The organism is Kordia aestuariivivens (assembly GCF_014397005.1).
Taxonomy (GTDB): domain Bacteria; phylum Bacteroidota; class Bacteroidia; order Flavobacteriales; family Flavobacteriaceae; genus Kordia; species Kordia aestuariivivens.
In genome coordinates this window covers 1-7,776 of the sequence record NZ_JACGWS010000029.1, presented here as the reverse complement: position 1 = coordinate 7,776, position 7,776 = coordinate 1, and the positions used below count along the sequence as shown (strand labels likewise).

3 protein-coding genes are annotated in these 7,776 nt (G+C 34.6%); all 3 read left to right on the top strand.

What is annotated here, in order from left to right; translation table 11 throughout:
- On the top strand, positions 1–3,101 hold a 3,101-nt coding region (locus H2O64_RS23840; protein WP_187564760.1), incomplete at its 5' end, for an AMP-binding protein.
- A gap of 65 nt (positions 3,102–3,166) precedes the next feature.
- Positions 3,167–5,749 (top strand): non-ribosomal peptide synthetase, encoded by a 2,583-nt coding sequence (locus H2O64_RS23835; RefSeq protein WP_187564759.1) that lies wholly within the window; start codon positions 3,167–3,169, stop codon positions 5,747–5,749.
- Between the two features lie 100 nt (positions 5,750–5,849).
- Positions 5,850–7,776: condensation domain-containing protein (locus H2O64_RS23830; RefSeq protein ID WP_187564758.1), on the top strand; the 1,927-nt coding region annotated here is incomplete at its 3' end.

Genomic DNA, 7,776 nt, shown 5'->3' with positions numbered 1-7,776 from the left:
AGGCTAGTTTTAATGAGCTCTACGAAAAAGTAAAGCACAATGTGCTGTCAGACTTTGCACATCAGCAATATCCTTTTGATACCCTTGTTGAAGAATTAGGCTTGCAATATGATGCAAGTAGAACTCCGTTATATGATATCTCGTTAACGCTTCACAACATCTCAGATATGAGTGACTACAAAATGTCAAACATAACAGATGCGTCAGGTATTACTGATTTAGGGGAAGGACTGTGTAAAAACGATGTTGAATTCCACGTACAACCCATTGGTGGGATGTTATCCATTGGAGTGATGTACAATACGGATTTATACGATCAGGATATGATCAGTAATTTACTAGTTCACTTTAAAGAATTGACCAAGAACCTGATAGACAATCCAACAAAAGCAATTGGTTATACAGACTATCTAAAGCAGGAAGAAAAGCATGAACTCTTGCATGATTTTAAAGGTGATACAAAACAATATTCTGGCAAAGGTTTTTTAACGCTTTTTAAAGAACAAGTAGCCAAGACACCAGAGGCAACGGCACTGGTATATAAAGACAAAACACTTAGTTATGAGGAATTAGATACAATCTCCACACAACTAGCACATAGTTTAACCACAGATCATAAGGTACAACTCGGTGATTATGTTGGAATCCAGTTAGCTAGAGACGAGCGTTTTGTATGGAGCATTCTAGGAATCTTAAAAAGTGGAGCAGCGTATGTATCAATCGATCCTGCGTATCCAGAAGATCGAAAAGCGTATATGGTTCATGATGCAGGCATTGAGCTATTGATTACAGATACCACCTATATGTTTGATATGGATTACTATGAAGGCGCATTACTAGCGCTGGATGTAGAATTTGAAAAAGACGCCTATCCAACAACGCCATTGCAATTAGAGATTCCAATGGATAGTACGGCCTATGTAATTTATACCTCAGGATCGACAGGCCTTCCAAAAGGCGTTTTAGTGAATCATGAAAATCTGAGCAATCTAATTCACTGGCAAGGAGAATACTTAGGTAGAGTAGAACAAAGTCATGTATTACAATACTTCTCATACAACTTTGATGGGGCAGTAGGAGAGACGTTTTGGACACTTAGTTTTGGACACAAATTATGCATGTACGATCTTAAAGGACATGAAGAACTGAGTATCTCAGAGTACATACTAAAGAACAAAATCCAAGTCTTTGTTACCATTCCAAGTTTATTAAAAACACTCTCTCCAGAAGACTTTACAGGCATAGACAATGTATTAATAGTTGTAGTAGGAGAAGTCTTTGACAAAGAACTCTATGAGCGTTGGAAAGGAGTTGGGACATTAGTTAATGGTTACGGACCCACAGAAAACACGGTATACTCAACAGTTTATGAACTAGGCGATCGTTTAGATCACAACCGAGTACCGATTGGAAAAGCAATTACCAATACAGGTGTGTACATCTTAGATGATCAAGGCGAACTTGTTGGCAAAGGGATTACAGGCGAACTCTATGTAAATGGCGCTAATGTAGCACAAGGATATCTAAACAGAGAGGAATTAACAAGAGACCGATTTGTGGCAGATATTTATGAGATCCCTTATAAAGGACACTTAACACACAACACCGAAGCAGTCGCTGCTTTTATAGAAAAAGAAGTAGAAGTTAGTGGCAATAGATCCTTCTTTCAAGATAGCATTGAAACGTTTTACAACGATCAGGAATTATCGCAAGACTTACGAGAAAAGATCAAACAACTCTACCAGAGTGAGAGTGATATTTTCAGAACGGGCTTCTTACGTTATTTGAATGAAAGTAAAAAAGGGAGTTACAGCTCATTTGGTTTTACCAAAGAAGTGGTAAAAGAATTATTAGCAGGCGAAAAGTTACAAGGCAAATCTGTATTAGACATTGGTTTTGGAAATGGAGAACTGTTAGATATCTTATCGGATATGGGCGCAAATGTCTTTGGAATAGACGCCAATCCATACTTTGTACACAACCAATCACACAAGGATTATGGAGTTGTAATGTCGCGCGTAGATTTATCTCCAGAAGATTTTAAGATATCGACAGGCTTTACCAAGGATCAGTTTGATATTACATTTATGACCTTGGTGTTAGACCGATTGGAATACCCCAAACGTGTGTTGGAGAGTATGTTTGATACGTTGAAATCAGATGGAAAATTCTGTGTACAGGCTTTGTTACCGATCATCCCATTTGATGATGGCGATCATGAAGATCGAATAGTGTATACAGAAGAAGATCATTACATCACAAAGGGTCAATCAGTGGCTCAAGACAAATACCAACTCTTAACGTTATTACAACAACTTGGCGGTGGTGACTTGGCAGTTAGAAGCATGGATTACTATGTGAAAAGCACCGATGGGAACCAGAAATACACACTTTGGTCATTTACAGGAGTGAACAATGGCAAAGGCAAGTTCATGTATAAAACAGGCGATGTTGGAAAATGGCTAGCAGATGGAAACATAGACTTCTTGGGAAGAAAGGACAGTCAAGTTAAAATAAGAGGACATCGTATTGAATTGGAAGAGATTGAAAAGGTTTTAGAAGAAAAAGAAACAATACAAAATGCAATTGTTCTCATCAAAGAAAGCCCTTCCAAAGAAAAGCAATTGGTGGCTTACTATACTTCAAGTACAGATGAAAACTCGAATCGAGTACAGGAATATTTATTAGATAAACTTCCAAAATACATGTTACCAGATACTTATGTAAAGTTGAAAGAAGTTCCATTGACACGTACAGGGAAAATTGATTACAAATCATTGCCGGAACCAGATGGAATGGAATTAATCAATGAACTCAACTATGTGGCACCAAGAAATGAAATGGAAACGCAATTGGTAGCTATTTGGAGTAAAATTATGAATCGTGAAAAAATAGGAATTAGAGATGACTTCTTCATGCTTGGAGGAAATAGTTTGATTATGATTCAAATCATAAATGAATGTTTAAAAACACTAAACATCAAAATTACGATCAAAGATTTATTTACGAATACAACTATTGAAACGTTGGCAAAATATATTCAGTTTATTCAACAACAAAAAGACGTAAACCTTAGTAAACTCAACGAGATTGAAATTTAAAATCAATCTCTTTTCCCCCATAAATTTCACACTCAAAATAATATTGTTGTAAAAATTTATCACATATGGAAAATACAGTAATTAACACAGAAACTACATGTCCTAAAACGTATTGGTTAGAACGATTGAAAGGTGATTTGCCAAACATTCAATTGCCTTCTTATAAAAGCCAACTCAAAGAAAACCAAAAAAATAGTAATAGTATACAATACTATTTCCCTGAAGAACTGAATGCCAAAATTTCAAGCCTTCAAATTGAAAATAAAAAAGATTATTTCTATGTAGGGTTATCAGTATTATATATACTATTCTATAAATACGGCGCAGGAAAAGACATTATAATCAATGTTGATACAGATGAAAATATTGAAGCAGGAAACAAAATGAGTACGCGTATTATCATTAATCCTGAAGAAAATTTTCAACAATTCTATCAAAGAGTAAAAACAATTATAACAAGCGATATTCAACATCAATATGCCTATGAAGATTTGCTAAATCATATTGCATTTGAAACAGGACATAATACAACATTTAATATTGCTTTCAATTATGTTGATTGTACAGAAAAAGGACATGCGTTCACTGAACATGATATTTCGTTTAGTTTGTGTAATCAGTTTAATACACTTTCGCTAATTGTAAACTATAATAGCGACATATATGAAACCAAAGTTGTGCGTCAATTTGCACGACATTTTAAGCAATTATTCACGGAAATGCTATTGCATCAAGAAACAAAAATTGCTTCGCTTTCTTGTTTGAATGAAATAGAAAAAAAACAATTTTTATACGATTACAATAAAACTATTGTTACTGAAAATCAGGATGTTGGAATGCATGAGTTGTTTGAGCAAAAGTGTATAGAAACGCCTAATGCAGTTGCATTGCAACAGCACGGAAACATACTTACATACAAGGAACTCAATGAAAAATCGAATGCGGTTGCACACTATTTGATTCAGCAATGCATTACTGCGGAAACCAATGTTGGCGCTTTATGTACGCGAAGTTTTGATATGATAATTGTGTTGATGGGAATCTTAAAATCTGGAGGAAGCTATGTTCCTATTGATCCTACATATCCGTTAGACCGTCAAAAATATATTGCAGAAAATTCTAAAGTAAAAGTGGTACTAACAAACTATGATGCGGAACTCAAAACTAGCATGCCAAATGTAACATTTAAACATGTGACTGAAGTTGATTTTCAAAAACACACGAGCAATCCAAACATTGACATCAAAGGAACACAATTAGCATATACTATTTATACATCAGGTTCTACGGGAAGACCAAAAGGAGTCATGATTGAACATTATTCCGCTGTAAATTTAATTTGTTGGGTTAATGAAAGATTCTCCGTAAATGAACATGACAAAATGTTATTCATCACGTCAGTTTGTTTCGACTTATCAGTATATGATATTTTTGGAATGTTGGCTGCTGGTGGAAGTGTTGTAATTGTAAAGAAAAAAGAAATAGAAGACTTTCAACTTTTAAAAAATATTATCAAAAATGAAGGTATTACGTTTTGGGATTCTGTACCAACAACCTTCAACTATTTGGTAATGCAATTGGAAGAAGAAGCTTCGGAAGTGCTTCCTGATTTGCGATTGGTATTTATGAGTGGCGATTGGATTCCTGTGCAATTGCCAGAAAAAGCAAAAACATTTTTCCCAAATGCGGAAATCATCAGTTTAGGTGGCGCTACCGAGGGAACAGTTTGGTCAAACTACTTTCCAATTGAAAATGTAAATGAAGAATGGAGCAGTATTCCTTACGGGAAACCAATCAGAAACAATTATTTCTATGTGTTAGATGAAAACTTAAATCCTGTTCCAGAAGGTGTTATTGGCGAATTGCACATTGGTGGAATTGGCGTAGCACGCGGATATGATAACGATCCTGAAAAAACAGAAAAATCATTTATTCCAGATCCTTTCTCCACTGAATTAGGCGGGCGTATGTACAAAACGGGCGATTTAGGTCGCTGGTTGCCAAGTGGTAACATGGAGTTTATGGGGCGAAAAGATTATCAAGTAAAAATCAATGGAAATCGCGTAGAACTTGAAGAAATCATAAATGTACTTAATGATGTAAAAAGTATCAGTGAAGCATATGTATTGGCAAAAGATAACAAAACAGGATCAAAATACTTAGTTGCATATGTAGTTGCAAAAGAAGAAAAAGCAATAAATATCCTGAAAAAGGAACTTATGACAATTTTGCATGAAAAATTACCAGAATATATGGTGCCGCGACTTTACATTCCTTTAGCTGAATTACCATTAACACCAAATGGGAAAATAGACAGAAAACGGTTGCCTGATCCAATGGATACAATAGTGCTCGCAGAAATAGAGCAAGTAAAACCATCAACGGAAACGGAGAAAAAAATAGCCAAAATTTGGAGTCAAATCCTAAAAGTAAATCAAATCGGAATACATGAAGATTTTGTCATTCTTGGTGGCGATAGTCTCAAAGGGATTATGTGTATCAACGATTGCTTTAGAGAATTCAAAATAAAAATAGACACAGAAGATTTCTTCGAAAATTCAACAATTGAAAAACTAGCAAAATATATCGATTTCATTCTAAATCAAAAAAGTATAGACGTTAGTAAATTCAACTCAATAGACCTATAAACTAAGTCTTTTTCAATACCAGACTCCAAATAAATAACCAATAAAAAACACTTCTAGTAAGTGATTTTTAAAAGAACTCACCAATAAAAGAAAATTTAAAATGATTGACTTTTTAAACAAATTAGCGGACCAAAAAATCTTTTTAAGATACACCAACGAAAAGTTAAGTCTCTTAACAGAAAATCAAGAGATTGATACGGACATACTCAAGGAGGTTAGAGAAAAGAAGGAAGAAATTATTTCTTTTCTAAAGAATAATGAAACCGTGCTAGATACTACCAACGAATATCAGGACATACCAAAAGTTCCTGAAAATGAAAGTTATCCGCTGTCTTCTTCACAAAGAAGATTATGGTTATTAAGTCAGTTTGATGGTGGTTTGCAAGCATATAATATGCCTTCATCTTTTATGTTAGAAGGTGATCATGATTTAAAAAACTTAGAAAAAGCCATCTATGCAGTTATCAATCGACATGAAATACTGCGTACGGTTTTCAAAGAAAATGAAGCAGGAGAATTGCGCCAATGGATACTACCAATAACAGCGTTAGATTTTAAAATTGACTACCAAGACTTTAGTCGAGAAGTAGATCCAAAAAAAGCAGCTCGTGACTATATTTGGGGTGATGCAGGCAAAACGTTTGACATGGTAAACGGACCTTTATTTCGTATTACAGTATTAAGTATTTCCGAAAATGCATTCAGAATATACTACAACATGCATCATATCATAAGCGATGCGTGGTCAGTAGATGTAATGAAGGAAGATTTATTTGCGTATTACACTGCGTATCAATCTGGTAATGAAGTAAACTTGTCTGCATTGCGTATTCAATATAAAGACTATGCTTCATGGCAACTAGCACAACAAGAATCAAATGCTTTTCAAGGACACAAAAACTATTGGTCAGAAAAACTATCAGGACAATTACCGCTAATCAATTTACCAACGGATAAAAAACGTCCAAAAATAGTTACATACAATGGCGCAGCAGTAGAAACCTATATTTCGTTAGAATTATCTAACAAACTAAAAGTATTTATTGAAGAAAATGGCGGAAGCTTATTCACGGCAATGTTGGCACTATGGAATGTATTATTGTCTAAATATACTTCGCAAAAAGACATCATTATTGGAAGTCCTGTTGCTGGCCGTAATCACTCAGATTTAAAAGATCAAATTGGTTTTTATGTGAACATGATGGCACTTCGAAACGAAGTAAATTCGGAAGAAAGTTTCAAGGATTTCTACAAACGTGTCAAAGACGATACGTTGCTTAGTTTTAATCATCAAGATTATCCTTTTGATCAATTGGTAGAAGATTTAAAAATTATTCGTAATCCAGATCGTAACCCTGTTTTTGACATTCTATTAGATGTTCAAAATGCGAATGAGCATGATGCTCTTGTGGTTGATACGTCAAAAATTGATTCACTATACTATACAGAAAATGTATTTGCAAAATATGATTTACAAATTACCTATCAAGAAGTAGAAGGACATTTCTTATTCCTTTCTACATTTAACACAGATGTATACGATCGTAAATTAATAGAAGATTTGGTTGTTCACTTTAAGGCATTACTATCGGATGTTTTATTAGATACTAATCAATCAATAGCTTCCTTAAATTACCTTTCGGTAGCAGAAAAAACGACTTTACTAGAAGACTTTAGCGGCATAAAAAACATAGCTGCTGTTAGCGAAAATGTGGTTGATTTATTTCAAGCACAAGTTTTAAAAACCCCTACAGCAGTTGCGGTTAGCGATCATGAGCATAATTATACGTATGAAGAATTAGATCGATTGTCCAATCAATTTTCGAAGTATCTTCTCGAAACACATCAAGTTGGCGTTGGAAGTTTTGTTGGACTTAGTTTATCTCGTGATGCTCGTTACATCATCAGTTTGCTTGGGATTTTAAAAAGTGGTTGTGGTTTTGTTCCGATCGATGCTAACTATCCATCCGATCGTCAATCGTTTATGTTGAAAAATTCAGGTGCATCGTTATTAATTACGGAGACCG